Source organism: Dyella japonica (assembly GCF_040545895.1).
GTDB classification, from domain to species: domain Bacteria; phylum Pseudomonadota; class Gammaproteobacteria; order Xanthomonadales; family Rhodanobacteraceae; genus Dyella; species Dyella japonica_D.
Window position 1 is genome coordinate 1 of sequence record NZ_JBEPMU010000011.1, and the last position, 18,628, is coordinate 18,628.

Consider the following 18,628-nt stretch of genomic DNA (forward strand, 5'->3'; position numbering starts at 1 on the left):
ATCGCATCGGCACGCACTGATGACCCTGTTCCAGGCGCACAGCACGATCACCCTGCTGCGCGAAGCCGAACGGCGAGGGATGCTTCCGTTTCAGCTCGCGTGGCACTGAGGGGGAGCATGAACAGAGCATCGCTCCATCAAGGCGCCGCTGGTCGCGCACGCCTAAGGGACCTACGCGGACGGCCCGTACTTGTCGTCACGGTAGCAGCGAAGCTGACGAGTTGCATGATGTTCACTGGGTTCCTCACAAGGATGGATGGAAAAGGGCAATTCTTAAGAGGGATGCCGACCACCGGAACCAACGTCGCCCGCCTGAACTATGTGATTGGGTAGGTCCGAATAGGGACGATCACGACGAGCAGCGAGGCGACGCGGACTCAGCGAGGACGTCAGCGGCGCGCGCCAAGTAGATAGCGGAAACCAGCCCACCCACGAGACCGCCGGCCAACGGCACCAACCAGAACAGCCACAGTTGGTTGATCGCCCAGCCGCCCTGGAAAAGCGCCACGCCCGTGCTACGTGCCGGATTGACCGACGTGTTGGTGATGGGAATGCTGATCAGGTGAATCAGGGTCAAGCTGAGGCCAATGGCCAGCGGTGCGAAGCCGGATAGTGCGCGTGAGTCCGTCGCGCCGTGAATCACCATGAGGAAGAACGCGGTCAGGACAAATTCCGCCAAGGCGCACGCCAGCAGCCCGTAGCCGCCGGGTGAGTGATCGGCGTAACCGTTCGCGGCAAAACCCGCGTGGGGGTCAAAGCCGGCCTTGCCACTGGCGATGGCATACAACACCAGCGCACCGGCGATGCCGCCGCCCACCTGAATGAGCATATACGGCAGCACGTCCTTGGCAGGGAAGCGGCCGCCGGCACACAACCCTAAGGTCACGGCGGGGTTGAAATGCCCGCCGGAGATATGGCCGACCGCATAGGCCATGGTCAGCACAGTCAAACCAAACGCAAGTGCGACACCGACAAAGCCAATGCCCATGCCTGGGAAGGCGGCCGCCAGTACGGCACTGCCGCAACCACCGAACACTAACCAGAACGTTCCAAAAAACTCGGCACTCAGCCGCTTACCCATACTCACGCTACGACTCCTTGTTGTTGGATGGCGCGACCGATGACATCGATCCGCTGCAAGACGTGATGCGGTGTCATCGGCTCGGGCGCTTCTTACAGCGCCGCGTCCTTTAGCTTCTTCAACGCACGGATCTTCAGCTTCACCGTGGCGGGCTTGGCGGCGAACCACTGCGCCTCCTTGGTGAACGGGTTGACACCCTTGCGTCTGGGCTTGGCCGGCACCTGCACAGCGGTGATCTTCAGCAGGCCCGGTACGGTGAACTGGCCGACGCCTTTCTTATGCACCGAAGCCTGTGCTGCTTGGGCAAGCGTGTTGAGTACGGCGCGCACGTCTTTCGCGGTGACCTCGGCGTGTTCCGCAAGATGAGCGACCAGGGCCGACTTGCTCAGGGCCTCTTTGATCGGACGCGCGGGTGGCGCGGTCTTGGTCGCGGAATGGGTGCGGGGGGCTTTCTTCTTGGCTTTGGCCATAGCGTCTTCTCGGACGTGGTGGAGGGAAATTCAGGGTGTCTCGCGTAACGGGGCATCGGGAGCCAACAACACTTTCTTGCGCGGCTTGACTGTCACCGCAATGGAGCAAGGCGTCGCGCGAGGCGGCGACGACTTCGGTGTGGGGGTCCAAAATTCTTTGCGCAGCACCTTTACGTGGCGCGGTGCGTCGATGCCGATCTGGACCGTGTGCCCGCCCTTCACCGCCACCACCGTGACGATGATGTCATCGCCAATCATGATGCGTTCCCCAGGGGAGCGATGCAGTGGAAGCCAACCATGTCCGACCCGCTTCGATGTAGTCAACATGTCGATCGATCCGCACTCCAGCCGTCGTTCTGAAGCCCCCGCACCTGATCGCAAACTAAGACACAAGATGCCCGTGGCTTTGTTCGGATTGCTCGATCACTTCGGTGAGAAAACTAGCGATGGCGCGCTGCGCCCGTCGTCCGGACCTAGGTGAATAACAGAGTCGAGCATTCGTATCTTCGCCTGCTTCAGGGTTATCGAATGCATGGTGAGTCTGACTGTAGAGCTCGAAGCGCACGTCATTACCTGCCTTATCCATATCCGAAACGACTGCCACAATTGTCGCCATGGGAGAGACTTGATCCTGCGTGCCCTGCAACACCAGCACAGGCGCGCGAATGAAGGCATTCATCCCCGGCGCCGCGGTTTTCAACAGCGCAGAGCACAGAATGATTCCGCTGATGATGGCGCCGCTTCGACCATAATCGAGGGCAATCATCCCGCCTGCGCTGTAGCCAAGGCAGAGTATCGGTGTGCCCTCGGGAACCACTTTCCGAAGTTGCGATATGCACGCAGCAAGCGCGCCCACACCTTCCTCGCGATGCTCTACCAACCGCTGCACCATCGGACCGACTTGATCGGGGCTGCTGGGAGTAAAACCATCACCGTAGAGGTCTGCAATCACCACCGTACAGCCCAACTCGACCAGGAAACGCGCATGGTCACGCGCCAACGGGCTTAGCCCGCGCCAGTCAGGAAGCAACACACAGGCGGCCTTTGGTGCAGTCTCTGAGCCCGTTAGCAGTAATCCGAAATAGCTGCGCGTACCGGAAGCGTAGTTGAACGCCGCCTCATGAATCGCTTTCATCAGATGCTGTCCGTGTCTGGGTGCGTTGAGTTATGTTTGCCTCGTTCCTCGGTTTTCACCGGCGGCATCATCGCTATCGATCATCCGGTCGCTTTGAACTGCCAAGGGTGAGCGGGTCCCCAACGCTCCCTTTCTAGGGAAGTCACCGCGCACCTGAGTGTGCTCGGGAGGATAAGGGCTTGGCTATGAGACGTGTCCTAAAGACGATCACACCTGTTTGGACCAGAGAGATAAGCAATAGGTGTGCACGGACATAGGTAACAGGTTTCGCTGAGAGCGGAGCGGCCTCATTAAGGAAGGCATGATCCATAGCCCATCGAACGGCGACATCGAGTTCACTGTGCCGCCGTTCGATGAAATCATGAAACGCACCCTGGGTGATATGCCGACGCATGGAGTGTGGATCCCCGCCGCGCGCTTGCCGCCCCCTTCTTAGGTGGCGTTTCGGCCGGCGTCCGATAGCAGCGAGCGCCCATACCCGCCGTCAGGCAACCGGTTGGGCGCCGATTCATCGCGCCGTCACATCGGATGTCGCCTTAATCACCAACGGTTCCGCCAGATGCGGTATTCACGCGTGACAACCTCGGCATACGAACGGCTCCTCACCGTGGGCGAGCACCGGTGCGTTGTCATCTTTTCGCCGGTGCCGCACGGGACCGCTTCAGTCGAGGTGAGGGTGCGTTTGCCGGACGGTCGCTGCCTGCCCGTGCCTGGTGGGGCGGTGACCGTCGGCCGGGGGATCGTGGCGGCCATTCGTGTCGCCGCAGGCGCTCTGGCAGAAAGCGGACGGGCGCACTAATACTTCGAGAAGATTTCCCTGTGGCCGGCCGCGTCAACCAACCGTAATCGCCTCTGGCCCACCGATTCGACCTTGTACGTGTTCTCAAATGCGCTGGCGCTATGGTTGCCCAGTGAGGCGCCCGTCAGTGTCAATGTGTCGTTGTCCAGTCGCCACGTCCCGTAAAGCAGCGTGGCCATGTTGATCGAGCTCACTGAGCCGTCCTCGCGCAGCAAGAAGCCCTGCACCTGGCCGGCTGTGCCGGGCACGGGCTCCACCCAATCGCCAATGAGAGCGCTACGTGTGACGGCGGCCCCGGACAGCACCATATCGCCTTTCCACACGTTGAGTTTGAGCATGCCGACCAGCGCGGCGAGCGCGCCCGCCAAGGCCAATCCAGCCAACCCTCCATAGAGCTTTTTCATCACCATATCCTCCGCGCTCATCCGTACGGCGATGCACTCGCCAAGGGTAGAGAACGCCATGGCGAAAACGCTTGCGCCCGATAAGATAACCGGGACGAGACTCTCTCTACGCGAAGAGCTTGCGACACGTCCAACACTGATGGTTAACGAACAGCCGCTCTACGCGCAGGTGAAGAAAGCTTATGGCGTGCAAGAAGCGCATCGCACATCGGCTCCGCGTCAAGGACCGCTTCCGGACTCTATGTCAATCGTTCGCTTCGTTCTCCCCCCCCAAGAGCTTCGCTGCGAGGTCCGGTTGCAGGCGGGTTCCAGTCAGGCTGAACATCGATTTCGGTTCGGCTTGAATACGACACCGGCGCTGATCACTCCGCTGGTGTGAGCGGGCAGCAACCGGTAAAGCGCACCTCAGCTGAGTTGGTTAGGGTGCAGCAGCTACCGATGAGCGCCAGCCCAGCGGCTAAACCGCTTCTTCACGTCCAATCTCTTTCGGTCGGAGATTGGGCTCCAATCGTTGCGCTACTCAAAGATCGGAGGCATCGCTCCCGCTCCCACCAAACCCATGTCATGGCATGGGCTTAGTAGGCATGTCTTTATAACCGCCGCCATCGCCATGGTCGTGCTGCGCGCGAATGGCCGAATAGTGCCAGGAATGGGCCCTGATACCCCCTTCCTACCCGACCACGTTCGGGTTTTCGCCAAACAACCCCGAGGTCAACATGTACAGAAGGTGATCCATATGCAATGAGACATTCGCGAAATCCGAGAGATGTCCGATTGAACGAGCCTGAATCTCCAGAAACGAAATCGCTTCCTCCCGAGCATGCGGCAGCAGCAACTTAAACATATCTAGGCCTGGATTGGAGGCCACCAGAGAACGAATGCATATTTGCATGGCAATCGTCTGGCCAAGTAAGGCGGCTCGTTCTTCCTGCGTCAATGAGGACATGGATCAGAATCCGAGGGGCAACACCATCAACGCGCACCGCAGGCAGACGCGACCTTGCTGTTCCAATCGTCCTGGAACGTCGTCACTTTCGGCTGGAGCTGATCGATGACCATGGTGTGCAGATCGTTGGGGGAGTTGCCGCTCCTGGCAGCCGCATCAACGTCCTTTAGCACAGAAATGACCGCGTCCAGATCCTTGATCATGACATCGTTGGCTTCTTTGGCTTTTGAATTGGTCACCGATTTGGTGGCAGCACGGAATTCGTCGGCGGCCGCTTCGAAGGTCTTGAGCGTATTGGTCGGATCAGCCGACGTTTTCTGGATAACGGAGTTCATCTTCGAAAACAGCGTGGCGCCAGCCGTACCCATAATCTGGCAAGCTTGTGCGCTGCTTTGCGAACTACTGCAGGCGCTCAATGTCAGGGCGGCAAAACTGCAGGCAACAGCCAAAGAAATAAAGCGGGTTTTGATCGTCGTCATGAGGGATTCTTCAGCAAAGGACGGCTTAGGCGTCAAACGGGTAGGTGTTGTAGAGCGAATGCGCGGTTTCAAGGCTGGCGCCCAGCTCGCTGATCAGGAAGTCGCAGTCATCGGAATAGCCAATGATGCGGCCAAGCACAAAGGCGATGCCGTAGCTTCGCCAATTGTCATAAGTGGCTTCGGCCAGCAGACGAGCCTTTTCCAGTACGGCAAATGCTTCGGCCTCGTCGAAAAAGCCGGCTTCGAAACCCATGCGGGCATTGAAAGCGGCGCGTTCGATGTCCCATGCACGCAATGTGCCGATCTTTGCATGGATATCGCGCATGCTCGTGAGGCTATCACCGAGTGGACCCACGGCTTCAATGAGGCCCGCTTCAGCAGCACGCAGCGCCTCTGCGTCATCCTCGCCAAACGCCTCGACCAGCATCTCTTGGATGGCTTCGTCGTCAGCATCGCCCTGGGCGGCTGCGTGGATGGCGACTATGGCCGGATCCATGCCCAGGTGCTGCCCATCACTCAGCAATATCCCGATAGTTTGACGCAGATCATCGGCATCGGAAACGTTCCATGCCGACTGCAGTGTGCTGATCACCATCTCGGCGCCAATGCCCAGCGAAAGCTCGCGCGGTTCAAGGCAAGAGTTCAGTGTAAGAAGCATGCCAGCGCACAAATGGCGCTCCTTTTCCGGTGGGAAAATCGACTCAGCAGGCTCGTTCGCTCCCCCTTGCATCGCATTCAACGAATCGAGGATATTCTTTAGGTCAAACATACAATCTGTCCTCCGGCAACAACTCCATGAAACCTCTTCATCACTTGCGGTGAGTGGACTGCAATGGGAAGGGTGCATCTATGCTCGCTTCCAGCGTCGACACGCCCGTGTACGTCGTCACCGAACCAAGACCCGGGCAGCCGTCGGTGGCAGCCAAATCGACCAAATCGGTGTCAACCGTCTTGGACACGCCTTAATTCGTATTGATTGGCTCTTCGCGCAGCGCGCCAAGAATGCCGTTGTGCGCCGCGTACACCGGCACGCCCTTGGCGCGCGCGGCATCGATCACGCCAGCTGGGTGACGCCGCCGGATTGGGCGTGGAGCAAACGGCCTGCGGGCTTGACTTCATAGGTTTCTCAACCCGGTAGGGCGAGGTTGCCGTGGTCATCAAACACGAAGTACGGGTTGAATGCGAATTCCCACAGATGGCCGTCGGGATCGGCCAGGTAGCCCGAATAGCCGCCCCAGAATGCTTCCTGCGGTGTCTTCAGTTCGCGAGCACCGGCGGCAACCGCCGTGGCGAACCAGTCGTCCACTTCCTGCCTGGAACGGGCATTGCGTGCCAGCGTGACGGCGGCGAACCCGGTGGGCAGGTCTTCGGCCTGCGCATCTTCAGCCAAGGCCGCGCGTCCATACAGAGCAAGCACGCCCGCACCACTCTTCAGGAACACGATGTTCTCGTTGCTGGCGGACGAGGCCTTCCAGCCCCAGGCTTCGTAGAACTGGCGTGAACGCGGCAGGTCGCTGACGCCAAGCGTGACAATGTGGATCCGGGGTTGGGACATGGCGTTAGAAAGGCAGTCTCTGCAAAACTGATCGAGAGTGTGCTCCGGCGGCAAGAGCACGACTATAGGACGTGCCCTAGAGACGATCCTCTCAGCGCGGGCGAAAATGCGTCATCGCCCTGGCTGATTCATCCCGATGAAACAGCACTCGTTTGCCTCCCTCAACGTTGATGTCCAGAAAGCAGACGCGGCGGGCAGTCTTCCTGGCTCAGAGGGACAGGGTCGTGCCGTGGACGGCGCTGCTGGCCTTGATCGAGCCGCACTATCTGTAGGAGGGCTGGCCGGGACGACGGCCTCTCCCTTACACGGTCCTCTTGCGTGTGCATCTGATGCAGCAGTGATACGCGCTCAGCGCCCCCAGTGATGGAGGACGCGCTTTACGAGATCGAATCGATGCGCCGTTTCGCTGGCATCGAGTTTAATGAGGACGCTATTTCGGACGAATCGACGATCCAGCACTTTCGCCGTTGCCTGGAAGATCACGATCTGGCATCAAAGATGCTCGACATCGTTAACCAGCATTTGACCAGGCACGGCGTGCTCCTACGTGAAGGGGCCATTATCGATGCAACCATCATGAATGCACCGAACTTGATCAAGAACCGCGATAAGACCCGCGATCCCGAGAAGCGTCATAGGCGTAAAGGCGAGCAGTGTTTCTTCAGCATGAAAGCCCATTTCGATATCGACGTCGAATCGGGTCTAATGCATACCGCCACGACCACGCCGGTGGAGCGTCCCTTTCCATTGCCGTGTCAGGGACACCCGAGCATGCTTGGTATGTCCGCTCCGACCGGAAGTGGACCTTCTCACATGCAATCACATGGAGGAACCGATGGGTTATTTGGAGCTTGCTTTCTTTCTTGCCGGACTGGGCGCCGTTCTGGTCGGTTACCGTCGGCACAAGCGAAATCTTCTACTACTCGGGGCCATTCTTTGGCTTCTTTCGGGAGGCCTCGGTGATTTCTGTCGGGGTTTCGCTAAGGGTCTTGCCACGTCGCGACAGGCAACGAGCCAGGTAAAACAAACCACCCCCACTTTCCACCCAAAACAGACAGCCCCAGTTAGATCGACGGCGCCAGCAGCTGAGACGATGAGAAGTTGAGTAGGCCTGAAGACAGCCTTCGCTAAGCTCATTACTGGCTGATCAAGAATGTTTGGGGGGGGCATGTCAGATCGACCGCAGTCGTTCTTCAAGTACATGACGGCAGCTACCGCGAGGATAGTCTTGGATGATGGTCGACTACGTTGGTCACGTCCGTCTCGTTTCAACGATCCATTCGATATGCAGGTCAATCTACAGATTCGTTTTGATCGAAGCCGGGTCATCAACGCCACGCTTGGAAAAATGTGGGAACGAGTTCTAGGACGTGCCCCGGCACCCAAGAACGAGCTCGGGCTGTTGCTTCGCGCGACCGCTCCCATCCACCTACAGCGCGGGCGTGAGGCTTTTCTCGCGTGCCAGGAGCCCGGAATCCTCAAATCCATCGAAGGATTGCCGAGAATTCTAGGTGACCTTAACGATCAACTACAGGCAGCCCTGGCGACTACAAAAATCATTTGTCTAAGTGCGCGCAAGGATAGTGTTCTGATGTGGTCGCACTATGCCGAAAGCCATGGCGGCATAGCCTTGGAATTTCGCGTTCCGGATGGTGTAGATAGCCCATACAAGATAGCGCGCCCCGTTAACTACTGCGACGAAGTGCCTTGTCTATTCACAGAGGATGAGCTGTCGGATTTTCTATCCGGAGGGATCGATCTCACGCACGAAATCGCTGATCGAATTCTCTATGCCAAGGCCATGCCCTGGCGATACGAGGAGGAGTGGCGCATCGCAACGGGTGACGGCCGCAAACCCATGGCGGAATTCGAAGACGTTGAGTTCTTTCGTGAAGAGTTGTGCGCCGTGTATTTCGGTTGCAGGGCAGTAGACCAGGACCGGGCGGCCATCACTGAGCTTGTTCGTGCGCGTTATCCATGGGCCGACATCTGGCAGTGCCGCCGTAGCCTGGATGCTTGGGCCCTGGCTTTTGAGCGCCTACCGGTTTGACAGGCCACCATCCTTTGGATAGAAGAGGGGCGCGTCCAGGGAACCTTCACGCATCAGGGACTCAGGACGTCTTGCCTTGACTATGACCAGGGCATGTGGCTGAGGAAAAGCCCCGGGGTATTCACCCCCTTTGTTGATCCCGGGTGCTTTTTTTCCTTGGGTGACTGCCAAGGGCATGAAGCGGCATCCGTCGATAGTATTCGGTACAGCCCTGTACCCGCCGCCAGCTGAACCCATTCAAAAATCTTTTACGTACCCTGGTACGTATGCGTGGAGCCGACATCACCCAAGTCGCCCTGTTCAGTTACCGCACTACGCAACCTACCTTGGCTTGCTCGCCCGGCAGCGGACGCGTACGTAATCCGCCCACCACGTACCTTTATCGTCACACATCACTGGGCGCAACTCCTCCAACAGTGCTGCGATGAATGCCGGACGCTCGTCGTCGCTAACCTCCATGATAAAGGGCTGTGCAAACGTGGACAGCCAGTCGCCCGCATCGCCAGGAAGCGCTGTGCGGCGCGGAACCAGCGCAAGGAAGTCCACGATGAAACCCCGCTTCTTCAGCAAGGCGTTGTAGCGCTCCGGCGTGGGGAAAAACCACGGACGAGGAATGCGCAGCCCGCGTGCGGCTAATGCCGCTTCCAATGCGCCGGCGATGGTCGCAATGTTGCCGTGCCCGCCGAACTCGGCCACGAATCGGCCGCCCGGCTTCAACGCTTTCCAGATGCCGTCGATCACCTGCTCCGCCTTCGGCATCCAGTGAAGTGCGGCATTGCTGAAGACGGCATCGAACGGCTGGTCAAAGGCAAGCATCTGGCCATCCATCACCTCGGCATCCAGGCCGCGCGCACGAGCGGCCTCGACCATCGGTAGGCTGCTATCGACACCCAGCACGTCGCAGCCTCTGCCCGCGATTTTCAACGTGAGCGCACCATCGCCGCAACCCAGGTCGAGAATGCGCTCGCCTTCCGCCGCTTGTAGCAGGTCAAGGACCGGCGTACCCAGATCGGAAACGAAGCGCCCATGGCGTTCATAGGCGACGGGATCCCACTGTTGGTCGGTTTTGCAGGTCATGCGTTGTGGCCCTTAAGTCGGACGAAAAAACGCTCAACGCCCGTAGAGGGCTTGCATCGATGCACTACCCAGCGTCGTGCCATGAATCATGAAACCGATCAGCGCGGGTGACGCATCCCTCGGGGCGTCCAAGTGGTCGACCTTCAGCGCGTACACCGTGACGACGTAGCGATGGGGCCTGTCTCCCGGGGGTGGGCACGCACCACCGAATGCGGCGGTACCGTAGTCGGACCGCACCTGCACCGCGCCGGCGGGAAGCATTTGGCCGTTCACACTGCCGGCGCCTTCTGGGAGGCTGTGTGTGCTGGCGGGCAGATCGATCACCACCCAGTGCCACCAGCCCGAGCCCGTCGGCGCATCCGGGTCGTACACCGTGACGGCGAAGCTCCGCGTTCCCTTCGGTGCACCCTTCCAAGCCAGTGCTGGGGAAAGGTTTCGACCGGCGCAACCGAAACCATTGAACACCTGCGTCTGTTTCAACGTGGCGCAATTCTCGAAGGAATCGCTCGACACAGTGAAATCAGACGCGTTGGCCGACAGGGAGCAAGCCAAACAGGCAAGAAGAGCGCTCGTGCGCGGAAAAAACATGATTCACCTCGGGGTCTCGAATCAGGCCCCGATCATCCCGCAACCATCCACAAGCAATTAGCCCGATTCCGTCAGCGGCTGCATGGATTCCTTCAAGCGCGCGCGAACCACCGAAGGAAGCACGCCCCAATGCTGCTGGAAGGCTGCGGTGAACCGGCTGTGCGAATCCCAGCCACAACGACGAGCCACCTCGCTCACCGGCAGACCCTGGGTCTGCAGCATGCCCAATGCCGCCTCAAGCCGTACCTCGCGAATCAACGCGCCGAGGGTCGTATTGCCCGATTCCAATCGTCGGCGCAGGGTCGATTCGCTGAGATGGAAGACGTCCGCCACGGATGCCACACTCCATTCACCATCCGGACGCTGCGAAACCAGCCTGCGCACCCTGTCCTGCCAACTCAACGCATGCCCCGAGGTGAATCGCCAGCCGCGCACGGCGAGGAGGATCAAGACCTCCATGATCCTGTGACGCAGCAAGGCATCGGTGACGGGTGTGTTCGTCGGCGGCGGCAGTGTCCGCCGCATGGCGTCCATCAGCTCGTCATCGACGCGGGTGACATGGGCGGACATGACGGGTGTCGCCGCCCCGGCGACAGAGAACGTGTCGAAATCACTGAGGATGGCATCATCGAACGCCAGCGCGAGCGCCTCATAACGGTGCTGCCCTTCGGGATCGTTGACCACGTCCCACTGAGTTCCATGCCCAACCAGCACGCCTTCCCGAGGTCGTGCCGCAACCCTGCGGTCGTCTGCGTGCAGGCACTTGCGGCCGCCGAGCACCACCACGAAGAGGTTGCGGCGCATGGTCAGGGTGCGGATCCGGTAACGCTGGGTCGCCACGATTCGAGCGCCGTACTGGAGTTTCATGCCGCCTCTATGGTCAACCGTAGTTGACCTTGCCGCCCTGGGAACGCGGTCAGGGACCGCGTGAACGCGGAATATAGCATCGCTGTCGGTGGCACCAGGAGGACGGCTCGCCGATATTGAGTAAGCCCCGACAGGGACCCGGTGTTCGGCCTAGTCTTGCGCCGCTGGTGCCACACGTCGATGAGGCGCAGCGGCGGCCGACCGGTTTGACAGGTCACCATCCGTTGGATAGAACAAGGGCGCGTCCAGGGAACCTTCACGCATCAGGGACTCAGGACGTAACGAGCACCTAAGAAAAGTCCGCTTCCGACTTCGGATTCAGCCGGTGGCTGCAACACACATAAGACGCGCCCCCGACCTATAGATACGCCGTCAAGCATACGGGTTGCATCGCAAGCAGGCAGGCGTGGAAACGCTGCAGAAGCATCCAGCGAAGACCCGTTGGTCTTTTGAGGGATCAAGTGCAACCTTTATGTCTGGCAGTCTTTACGCACTTGGTGCCGTTGGGCGCCCTGTAAACCCCGTTTCCATTCTTGGTTTTTGACTCGCCACCCCTAGTTGTTTGGGTGGTGGTTACGCCGTTTTGATTCTTCTCTGCTACTGCAGCGTTGCCAGTCCGGGGATTGTACGCGACAGCGCTATTGCCGTTGCCACTTCTGACTGCCGTCGCCCCTACTGATTGCCCAGTGGTAACTGTGTTGATATTGCCTGTATTCGGGTTGATGGCCACCGCTTTCTGGCCATTGTCGCAGACGACTCTGCCACGTGGACCGGTGGCGCAATCAGCGGCAAATGCTTCTGATGCGATCAGTAGGCATACGAGTGCAAGTATGGTTCCCATGAGAATCTCCCAGCAGCCCTCCTGCTTGTGCACGGTATCAAACTCGGGATGACGTGCCCGTTAGCTTCAACTTGACGCCATAAAAGTACTTTCGCCTAGGCCCAAAGGCGCCGCCTAAGTATCGCTGTTCGTCGAGACGCCCCTCTCTGAACGACTCCAGGAAGATCGAACCCATGTGCAATTACAGGAGCGTACGGCGCTCGGGTAAGGAAGGCGGCTAGTTGCGGATTCCGGTCGGACCAGAACATGGTGTCACTCCTAACCAGGACCCGATTGGGCGTTGCCGGTTGCTGACAGGCGGATGTTGCTGGCATTTTTGTTGGGTCCGCTTACGACCCAAAGCGCCCTTTCGGGACGGCTTGCCAAGTGCATGAAACGGCATCCGTCGATAATCTTCGGTACAGCCCTGTACCCACCGCCAGCCGAACCCTTTCAAAAATCTTTTACGTACCTCCGTACGTACGACTCGTGGTGGACGCCAAAGATAGCGCACAGGTCGTTGATATCGGATCGCAAGAAATAACTTGCCGTCCCGGCGTAGAACGTCGCCTCGCTGATCCCCATCTGTCGGCAGACATCGGCTACCGGTGTGCCGGACTCCGCTAGCCGCAAGCAGTAGGTGACCTGCTCTTCGGTAAATCGCGACTTCTTCATCGCCCCTCCTCCGACCCTCCCGGGTCTGGGTGAAGCGACCCTACCTCTACTTTTCACCTGTGTCGAAAAAACGAACCCATGTCAGACCTTGTCGTGCCCCCACAGGAAGGCCGCCCTTCCTATCGCACCCACAGGGGGTGAGGTGCGATAGGAGGGCGACCAGGTTCCCCACATCATCAAACACAGACGTTTCAACCAAAGGGGGGCGTTGAAACGCTGCGACTCAACAATCCATCACCTATTCGAGCAAATCTATAGGACGATGCTTAACGGGTTCGATCATGTATGGACTGAGCACATGGGTAACAGGTGTGCACGGACATGGGTTACACATTTACACGGTGATGTATCGCTCTTTCAAGTTCAGCCACATGAAGCTGCTGTGGCAGAGGTACATATCTATCCGGCTGCCGATGGTCGGATGCTGCCGTAACGCGCCCAGGTGGCCAAACAGGAGCCCAGGGACACGCACACCGGAGCCGTGTACGGAGATCCAGCCATAGCGATCCGGCCGCACGATGCGATCGTCGGTGCTATAGACCTCGTGCACCGGCGGCGACCTGTCAGGAAACGGCCCCGTGCTGGGTCGGTAGCGCTCGATGGGTCGCCATATCAAGCGCTTGGTGTGCGTGCTCGTAGTTGTAGACCTGACGCCAGGCATCAAAGGCCTGCTACGCGCCTTCCATCGACGCGAATCCCCGTCAGGCGAGTACCTCCTCCTTAAACGATCGATGGAAGCGGTCATCCTTGCCATCGGTTTGCGGGTGATACGGGCGGCTGTGGCTGATGCGAACGCCAAGTGGGATCAGCCAGAGCGTGAGCGGCGTGAAACCGTGATCGCCACGACTGTCGGAGCCAAAGGGTGCACGGCTGTACTTAGCGGCGCATCGGACGACTGCGCGCACCCAGGACGACGTTGTATCCCGAGTGATCATCGAGGACCGTGAGCGGATAGCAACGGCCGCTTGAAACGGCGATGCCGCCCCTGACATCCATCTGCCACAGCGCATTCGGCTCGGAATGTTCGAAGCGCTAACGATGTGATGGCGGTGCCAGGCTCGCCTCCCCGAGCAGCCCATACCGGCAGGATTGCCGTGACCGTGCGAAGTGCCGGCACATCGACTATGCCCAGTGAAACCAGTTCGCCATCGAGGTCGTTGAGCACTTCCGCCGGTGCCTGCGTGGGCCGCATCAGCAGCGCGGCGGCGTCACCGGCAAACACCTCGACGTAGCAGGTATGGCGAGGAAAATGTGGACAGAGCTGTTTCAGCAAACGGCGCTGCCCCTTGCCACTGAATGAAGGGCTCCATCATGGGCGGCCCATGGATGCGAGGGGTAGCAGCTATGGCATGACGATGGGCAAACCCGTGTGGGCGACACGGATCGCTGGCACCTGGCCATACGCTTTAGCCATCGTGGGTTCGTCGCATGAAGCAATCAGCTGAAACCACGAACCGATCCATAGGCCTGATACAAATAGACATCCGATCCAGCCAATGCATCAGGCGAAAGGTCACGGCGGCAGCGGTCAATTGATCCAGTTTCAACGGCGGATTGATCGTAGCAATGGCGCTGGCATAGGTCACTTGCACCTAAAAAATTGCACCCACGAACTGTCGGGATTTTGGCGTTGAATGATCGAACCCGGCACCGCACGGCGCTACCAGCCAATTACTTTCATGGAAAATTGGCATGCAACTCTTGCTGGCGACCGTCAGAGTTACTGTCAGCACATCGCGACTGTTTTGCGGTCTCCGCAAACGTCTCGTAGCGGTGATCATCGGTTTCAACCAAATCTATACAGCGACAATGGCGCGATCCATCAAGGCACGACGCCTTCATCCTCCTGCACTTCGCGGTTGAATCCATCCCCTGAGCATCTTGCAGCAATGGGCTACCGCATCAAGCTAGCAAGCGTGGGTTTTCGACCAAACAATCACTTGGACGATTCGAAACGACACGAACAGATAAGCAATGCATAGTGCAATCTGCCATGCGAAGCGCCACCGCAACGCTGTCAGCTTTCGCAGCCCATCCATAAAGTTGAGCACAATGAGGGCGCAGCCAACACCCGCGACGACGTACCCGAGGGCCAGAGGGTTAAGCATGCCCACGAGGAGGGAGGGTTGGACGTGGTCGGCCGTTTCGAGGCCAGCGGCCACAATGATCGTAGCAACCACAGCATTCCTGGCGTGATCAAACATTTCCTTCAAACCACCACGATCGAAGAGGGCCTGCACAACAGAATTCGAAGTGGCTCCCATAGCGCTCTCCTGCGGTGAGTTTAGGTATGCAGGACCTTATATTCGCTTTGGTTCGAAAGCAAAACATCGGACTTCCGAAATGAACCCGTTATCAGGTCACGGCATAGTCTTGCGCATCACCCATTTTTCCGTCTCTTCGCCCACTGGTACCCACAGCCACGGAATGATCATGGATAAGACACCCCTTGTGGCTCCCATCTTTACATTGAAGCCAAGCGACCACCTTACAACATCCGCATCCGAACCAGCGTCGGCGAACGGTACTCCTCACGATCAGCGTGCTGGCATCTGTGCCTGAGACTGTCATCATGCCGCCGCGGTTGTCGAGATTCGTTGTGTTGAGCGTGCATGGGTAGCGCTGAGTGTTGCGTTCTGGCGACCGATGCCGCCGGCATGAACCGTAGCGGCGCTCGTAGTCATCGTCGTGCCTGGGGACGGATACGCCGCGAAAGAAAAGCCTCGGGGTTGGATCCGGTCAACATCAAACCGTTCTATCGGACGATGAGGGGCCTCGGCCTACTGCTTCAGCGCTTCCGGCCACCATCACCATCATCGCGCCACCGCCAAGGCCGCGCGGCCGTTTCGGCCAGCGATCAGCGTTGATGCTCCGATGGCTTCGAGTTTCGGTGCGACAACCATGAAACCGGACGCGCTACCTTTGCGTTGGACGGCTGTGATCGGGACGCGATGCGCTGGGAGGCGACGATGGGAGGCCAGGTCGTGCACGACATCATGTTGGCGGCCTCGAATACCGCTTCGGCGATCAGTTGCCCGATCGGCCGATCCAATGGTTCACGGACAATGACAGCCCATACATCGCTCACCGAACACGCACCCTCACCAGAGAGATCCGCCTTGAGCCGTTGACCACACCGGTGTGCAATCCGCGAAGTAGCGGCACAACTGAGAGCGTCGTGTGCACCATGAAGCGCGACGGCAGCACCTTCATGCCCAAGCCCGACACATCAACGGCTGCTCAGCACTTGGTGTTGGCCCTCAAGCACAACAACGAGCACCATCCCCATAGCGCTCTGAACTACCGTTATTCACGGGAATTTAGGCGCCGGAGAACCAGCCACCGAGGCCTGAGTCTGTCACCGCGAATGCGGAGAGCACTCCCCTGCCGCATCTGTAGCGCTGGCTATGGGCGACCTACTTCGGAAACAAAAGTGTGACAACAAAGCGATAGCCCCATCCATGAGGACTGGTTGCACTGTTCGCGACCCAATACCGCACGTTGCCGGTGAAGCTAATGGGTAGCTTCCCGAGCCGGGTGAGTTTGGCGACCGAGACGTTCAATGGCACCGCGGCCTGGTGGGCATGCCAGTCGTATGTCGACTCGGCATTCATAGCGAAGGTCCAAGCCCTGGGTGTCGTGTACGACAGGAACGGCTGAAGGAACAGGCTGCTGAGCGGCCCCCTCGCTTGATAGTTCTTCACGCTGGCAACGGACCATATCTGATTGGTCAAGAAACCGTAGGTGAATCCGTTCGACTGTCTGAGCACAACGAGAGTCGGGCCAAGCCCCCACTTCTTGGCGCCGAGCAGATCGTCGGTGGCCGTCGGTAGCAAAAAAGCCGGCCCAACGCCCCAGATCACACCGTTCGACGCGGGCTTCTTAGGCGAGAAGAACAGACTTTGCGTGATGTCGCCGAGTCCGGACTGATGGCCATCGCTGGGCGCGATGTCCGTCTGACTAATGACCGGCAGAATCGTACGAGAAATGATGTTCCAGTCATCGTTGATGGATACAGGGATGACCGGCTGGAGATTCAGAGTTAATCGATGGCCGCGCTCGGCGGCCCCGATCTGACTGTCATCGTTGAACTGAAGCGGCACGCTGATGAGCGAGGCAATGGGGTTCGACAACTTCTTCGCTAGATCGGCCGCATCGCCACCGGCACCAGCTTCCGATTGGGCGTGGGCACGCGCAGCAGTCACCGCCACCAACATCGGCAGAAGGCGGAGCAAGGTCTTCTTCACGGGTCAGCCCTCCAATCTGCTGGCAAGGTCGTCGAGATCGGGCGGCGAGTCGGCGGCCTTCCGTCGGACCAAAAAGTCGGAAGTAAGCGCAGCAACTCCCGTCGTGGCTCTCCCCGTCAGCTGGCGCTATGGGTGACGCATCGCCGAACACCTGTGCACGTTAGCTGACGGCGACCCGCCGTCGCCACAGTGCATCTACTGAGACTAGCGTCCGTACAATTGCCCAGGTCGCACATGGCCTACGCCTCCCGGGCGAGAGAGTGGGCCAACGCCTGTGCCAGATAAGGCCCGCAACGCGTCCGTCACCGACGGATATCGTCTAGCTCGTAGTCGATCGCAAGGGGGCCGCGGGGCTGCCTTGGCGACGAGCGTCCCGACTGTAGATAGTAGGCGCGCATCGTGCGCGCGTCGGAAACGTGCTCATCTTCTTTTGCGTCCGACTTAGCGCACCGAGTAGCCGGCCAGACGCCAAACGCGGTCAGCATCCTGATGGAATGAGACCAGCTCACGCACGGGTTGCTTGGTCTTGCTGAACTGGGTGTTGAAGTGGACGCTGATGTACATGCCGGCAGGAATGCTCTGGCTGCCATTGGATTGACTGTGCGTCACCACCGTTACCGTGCGCGAGATGACGGTGCCGAGTGACTGGCGGTCTTTGGTAATTTGTTTCACGAAAGCGTCGCGCGTGCTGACGCTTTTGGCCACGGCGGATGCGGCATCCCAAACCTCGCCGGTCTTGTTCTTGTCGACCTTTTGCGCCACCGCGATGGCGGCCGCGATCATCTCCTGATCCTGTTTGACCGACTGCACATTCTGCTCCGAGGTGGGAAGGGGCGCAGTTGGGGTGGCGTGTTGTGCGTGAGCAGTCACCAGCAACATGAGTAGGAAGATGCAAAGCAAGGTCTTCGCAAACATCGTGGAACCCCCTCGGCTATCGTACGGGACGGGTGCGCTGAGCGGCTGTCAGGGCAGATATCGGCGGAGCGGCTCTCCGGCCGAGATCGTGCCGCTAGTCATCACCATGGCGCGCCTGTGGGTGTGGATGAAGTGTGATCGGAGTCTGGATTGCAATGGAACAGCGAACCGGCATCAGAGTGTCGGCGCTGGCAGGCAACGTCCCATGGCCATCGACAGCCGTGGAAGGGCTGTTCGTTTTGCGTGAGATGCCATGCCCCTACCATGCGTAGGTCAGCCCGACATTGGCCAGCCCGCCGGTGTGGTCGCCACCGGCGGCGGCGTTGACCGCCCACTGGTAGCCGAGCTGGCCGTAAAGACTCACATGGGCGCCGAGCGTCGCCGTCACCCCGGTGGCCAGCTCCAGGCGGGTCGAGCCGTTGCGTAGCGGCACCTGATCGCTCCCGGCATACGTGGTCGTTGCCTGCCCGCCCCAGTCGCGCCAGAGGTTGACGCGCCCATACGGCTGCCACACGTCCCC

Annotated in this window: 20 protein-coding genes and 3 pseudogenes; 2 read left to right on the forward strand and 21 right to left on the reverse strand. The window is 59.4% G+C overall.

What is annotated here, in order from left to right; genetic code table 11:
• Window positions 1-349 precede the first annotated feature (349 nt).
• The 11 genes and pseudogenes from aqpZ to ABIC75_RS22695 form a co-directional block, all read right to left on the reverse strand.
• Window positions 350-1,087: an aquaporin Z gene (aqpZ, locus tag ABIC75_RS22650; RefSeq protein ID WP_354016162.1), complete on the reverse strand. Its 738-nt coding sequence runs from the start codon at window positions 1,085-1,087 to the stop codon at window positions 350-352.
• 86 nt (window positions 1,088-1,173) lie between these two features.
• Window positions 1,174-1,551, reverse strand: a complete 378-nt coding sequence (locus ABIC75_RS22655; RefSeq protein WP_354016163.1) for an HU family DNA-binding protein — start codon at window positions 1,549-1,551, stop codon at window positions 1,174-1,176.
• A 30-nt stretch (window positions 1,552-1,581) separates the two neighbouring features.
• A complete protein-coding gene (locus tag ABIC75_RS22660; RefSeq protein ID WP_354016164.1) occupies window positions 1,582-1,878 on the reverse strand; it encodes a carbon storage regulator in 297 nt (98 codons plus the stop codon).
• A 55-nt stretch (window positions 1,879-1,933) separates the two neighbouring features.
• Window positions 1,934-2,686 (reverse strand): dienelactone hydrolase family protein, encoded by a 753-nt coding sequence (locus ABIC75_RS22665; protein WP_354016165.1) that lies wholly within the window; start codon window positions 2,684-2,686, stop codon window positions 1,934-1,936.
• 795 nt (window positions 2,687-3,481) lie between these two features.
• Window positions 3,482-3,889, reverse strand: coding sequence for a lipocalin family protein (locus ABIC75_RS22670; RefSeq protein WP_354016166.1), 408 nt, complete (start codon window positions 3,887-3,889; stop codon window positions 3,482-3,484).
• Window positions 3,890-4,559: 670 nt separating this feature from the next.
• The gene (locus ABIC75_RS22675) at window positions 4,560-4,835 is read right to left on the reverse strand and encodes a hypothetical protein (protein WP_354016167.1); all 276 of its coding nucleotides are present in this window, start codon (window positions 4,833-4,835) and stop codon (window positions 4,560-4,562) included.
• A 26-nt stretch (window positions 4,836-4,861) separates the two neighbouring features.
• Entirely contained in the window at window positions 4,862-5,314 is a 453-nt protein-coding gene (locus tag ABIC75_RS22680) for a hypothetical protein (protein ID WP_354016168.1), read from the reverse strand.
• Window positions 5,315-5,339: 25 nt separating this feature from the next.
• Window positions 5,340-6,083 (reverse strand): DUF1266 domain-containing protein, encoded by a 744-nt coding sequence (locus tag ABIC75_RS22685; RefSeq protein WP_354016169.1) that lies wholly within the window; start codon window positions 6,081-6,083, stop codon window positions 5,340-5,342.
• Between the two features lie 40 nt (window positions 6,084-6,123).
• Complete coding sequence (locus ABIC75_RS23115) at window positions 6,124-6,273, reverse strand: hypothetical protein (protein ID WP_436407973.1); 150 nt, start codon at window positions 6,271-6,273, stop codon at window positions 6,124-6,126.
• Window positions 6,274-6,279: 6 nt separating this feature from the next.
• Window positions 6,280-6,410, reverse strand: a pseudogene (locus ABIC75_RS23120) (diphosphate--fructose-6-phosphate 1-phosphotransferase); the annotation flags it as partial.
• A gap of 30 nt (window positions 6,411-6,440) precedes the next feature.
• Window positions 6,441-6,869 (reverse strand): VOC family protein, encoded by a 429-nt coding sequence (locus tag ABIC75_RS22695; RefSeq protein WP_354016170.1) that lies wholly within the window; start codon window positions 6,867-6,869, stop codon window positions 6,441-6,443.
• Between the two features lie 136 nt (window positions 6,870-7,005).
• Here ABIC75_RS22695 and ABIC75_RS22700 point away from each other — a divergent pair.
• Window positions 7,006-7,598 (forward strand): annotated as a pseudogene (locus ABIC75_RS22700) (IS5 family transposase); the annotation flags it as partial.
• A 439-nt stretch (window positions 7,599-8,037) separates the two neighbouring features.
• On the forward strand, window positions 8,038-8,919 hold the full coding sequence (locus ABIC75_RS22705) for a DUF2971 domain-containing protein (protein ID WP_354016171.1): 882 nt from the start codon (window positions 8,038-8,040) through the stop codon (window positions 8,917-8,919).
• 321 nt (window positions 8,920-9,240) lie between these two features.
• On the opposite strand, the gene ABIC75_RS22710 is transcribed toward ABIC75_RS22705, so the two are convergent.
• The 10 genes and pseudogenes from ABIC75_RS22710 to ABIC75_RS22760 form a co-directional block, all read right to left on the reverse strand.
• Window positions 9,241-9,996 carry a class I SAM-dependent methyltransferase gene (locus ABIC75_RS22710; protein WP_354016172.1) on the reverse strand — a complete coding sequence of 252 codons (756 nt, stop codon included), beginning with the start codon at window positions 9,994-9,996 and terminating at the stop codon, window positions 9,241-9,243.
• Window positions 9,997-10,029: 33 nt separating this feature from the next.
• Window positions 10,030-10,584 (reverse strand): YbhB/YbcL family Raf kinase inhibitor-like protein, encoded by a 555-nt coding sequence (locus tag ABIC75_RS22715; protein WP_354016173.1) that lies wholly within the window; start codon window positions 10,582-10,584, stop codon window positions 10,030-10,032.
• Window positions 10,585-10,641: 57 nt separating this feature from the next.
• Complete coding sequence (locus ABIC75_RS22720) at window positions 10,642-11,451, reverse strand: helix-turn-helix transcriptional regulator (protein WP_354016174.1); 810 nt, start codon at window positions 11,449-11,451, stop codon at window positions 10,642-10,644.
• Window positions 11,452-12,829: 1,378 nt separating this feature from the next.
• Window positions 12,830-12,946, reverse strand: a pseudogene (locus ABIC75_RS22725) (transposase); the annotation flags it as partial.
• A gap of 334 nt (window positions 12,947-13,280) precedes the next feature.
• Entirely contained in the window at window positions 13,281-13,496 is a 216-nt protein-coding gene (locus ABIC75_RS22730) for a hypothetical protein (protein ID WP_354016175.1), read from the reverse strand.
• 381 nt (window positions 13,497-13,877) lie between these two features.
• Window positions 13,878-14,168: a hypothetical protein gene (locus tag ABIC75_RS22735; protein WP_354016180.1), complete on the reverse strand. Its 291-nt coding sequence runs from the start codon at window positions 14,166-14,168 to the stop codon at window positions 13,878-13,880.
• Between the two features lie 685 nt (window positions 14,169-14,853).
• Window positions 14,854-15,210, reverse strand: coding sequence for a hypothetical protein (locus ABIC75_RS22740; protein ID WP_354016176.1), 357 nt, complete (start codon window positions 15,208-15,210; stop codon window positions 14,854-14,856).
• A 1,152-nt stretch (window positions 15,211-16,362) separates the two neighbouring features.
• A complete protein-coding gene (locus tag ABIC75_RS22750) occupies window positions 16,363-17,193 on the reverse strand; it encodes a transporter (protein ID WP_354016177.1) in 831 nt (276 codons plus the stop codon).
• A gap of 441 nt (window positions 17,194-17,634) precedes the next feature.
• Window positions 17,635-18,108: a DUF4019 domain-containing protein gene (locus ABIC75_RS22755; protein WP_354016178.1), complete on the reverse strand. Its 474-nt coding sequence runs from the start codon at window positions 18,106-18,108 to the stop codon at window positions 17,635-17,637.
• 259 nt (window positions 18,109-18,367) lie between these two features.
• Window positions 18,368-18,628 (reverse strand): autotransporter outer membrane beta-barrel domain-containing protein (locus ABIC75_RS22760; RefSeq protein WP_354016179.1); only part of this gene is annotated, 261 nt, incomplete at its 5' end.

Excerpts from the sequence above, each read along its gene's own strand:
- ABIC75_RS22695 (WP_354016170.1), bottom strand. The coding sequence starts at position 6,869 with ATGTCCCAACCCCGGATCCACATTGTCACGCTTGGCGTCAGCGACCTG.
- ABIC75_RS22660 (WP_354016164.1), bottom strand. The coding sequence starts at position 1,878 with ATGTTGACTACATCGAAGCGGGTCGGACATGGTTGGCTTCCACTGCAT.
- ABIC75_RS22705 (WP_354016171.1), top strand. The coding sequence starts at position 8,038 with ATGTCAGATCGACCGCAGTCGTTCTTCAAGTACATGACGGCAGCTACC.
- ABIC75_RS22675 (WP_354016167.1), bottom strand. The coding sequence starts at position 4,835 with ATGTCCTCATTGACGCAGGAAGAACGAGCCGCCTTACTTGGCCAGACG.
- ABIC75_RS22755 (WP_354016178.1), bottom strand. The coding sequence starts at position 18,108 with ATGTTTGCGAAGACCTTGCTTTGCATCTTCCTACTCATGTTGCTGGTG.
- ABIC75_RS22670 (WP_354016166.1), bottom strand. The coding sequence starts at position 3,889 with ATGAAAAAGCTCTATGGAGGGTTGGCTGGATTGGCCTTGGCGGGCGCG.
- ABIC75_RS22685 (WP_354016169.1), bottom strand. The coding sequence starts at position 6,083 with ATGTTTGACCTAAAGAATATCCTCGATTCGTTGAATGCGATGCAAGGG.
- ABIC75_RS22740 (WP_354016176.1), bottom strand. The coding sequence starts at position 15,210 with ATGGGAGCCACTTCGAATTCTGTTGTGCAGGCCCTCTTCGATCGTGGT.
- ABIC75_RS22655 (WP_354016163.1), bottom strand. The coding sequence starts at position 1,551 with ATGGCCAAAGCCAAGAAGAAAGCCCCCCGCACCCATTCCGCGACCAAG.
- ABIC75_RS22720 (WP_354016174.1), bottom strand. The coding sequence starts at position 11,451 with ATGAAACTCCAGTACGGCGCTCGAATCGTGGCGACCCAGCGTTACCGG.
- ABIC75_RS22680 (WP_354016168.1), bottom strand. The coding sequence starts at position 5,314 with ATGACGACGATCAAAACCCGCTTTATTTCTTTGGCTGTTGCCTGCAGT.
- ABIC75_RS22715 (WP_354016173.1), bottom strand. The coding sequence starts at position 10,584 with ATGTTTTTTCCGCGCACGAGCGCTCTTCTTGCCTGTTTGGCTTGCTCC.
- ABIC75_RS22710 (WP_354016172.1), bottom strand. The coding sequence starts at position 9,996 with ATGACCTGCAAAACCGACCAACAGTGGGATCCCGTCGCCTATGAACGC.
- ABIC75_RS22665 (WP_354016165.1), bottom strand. The coding sequence starts at position 2,686 with ATGAAAGCGATTCATGAGGCGGCGTTCAACTACGCTTCCGGTACGCGC.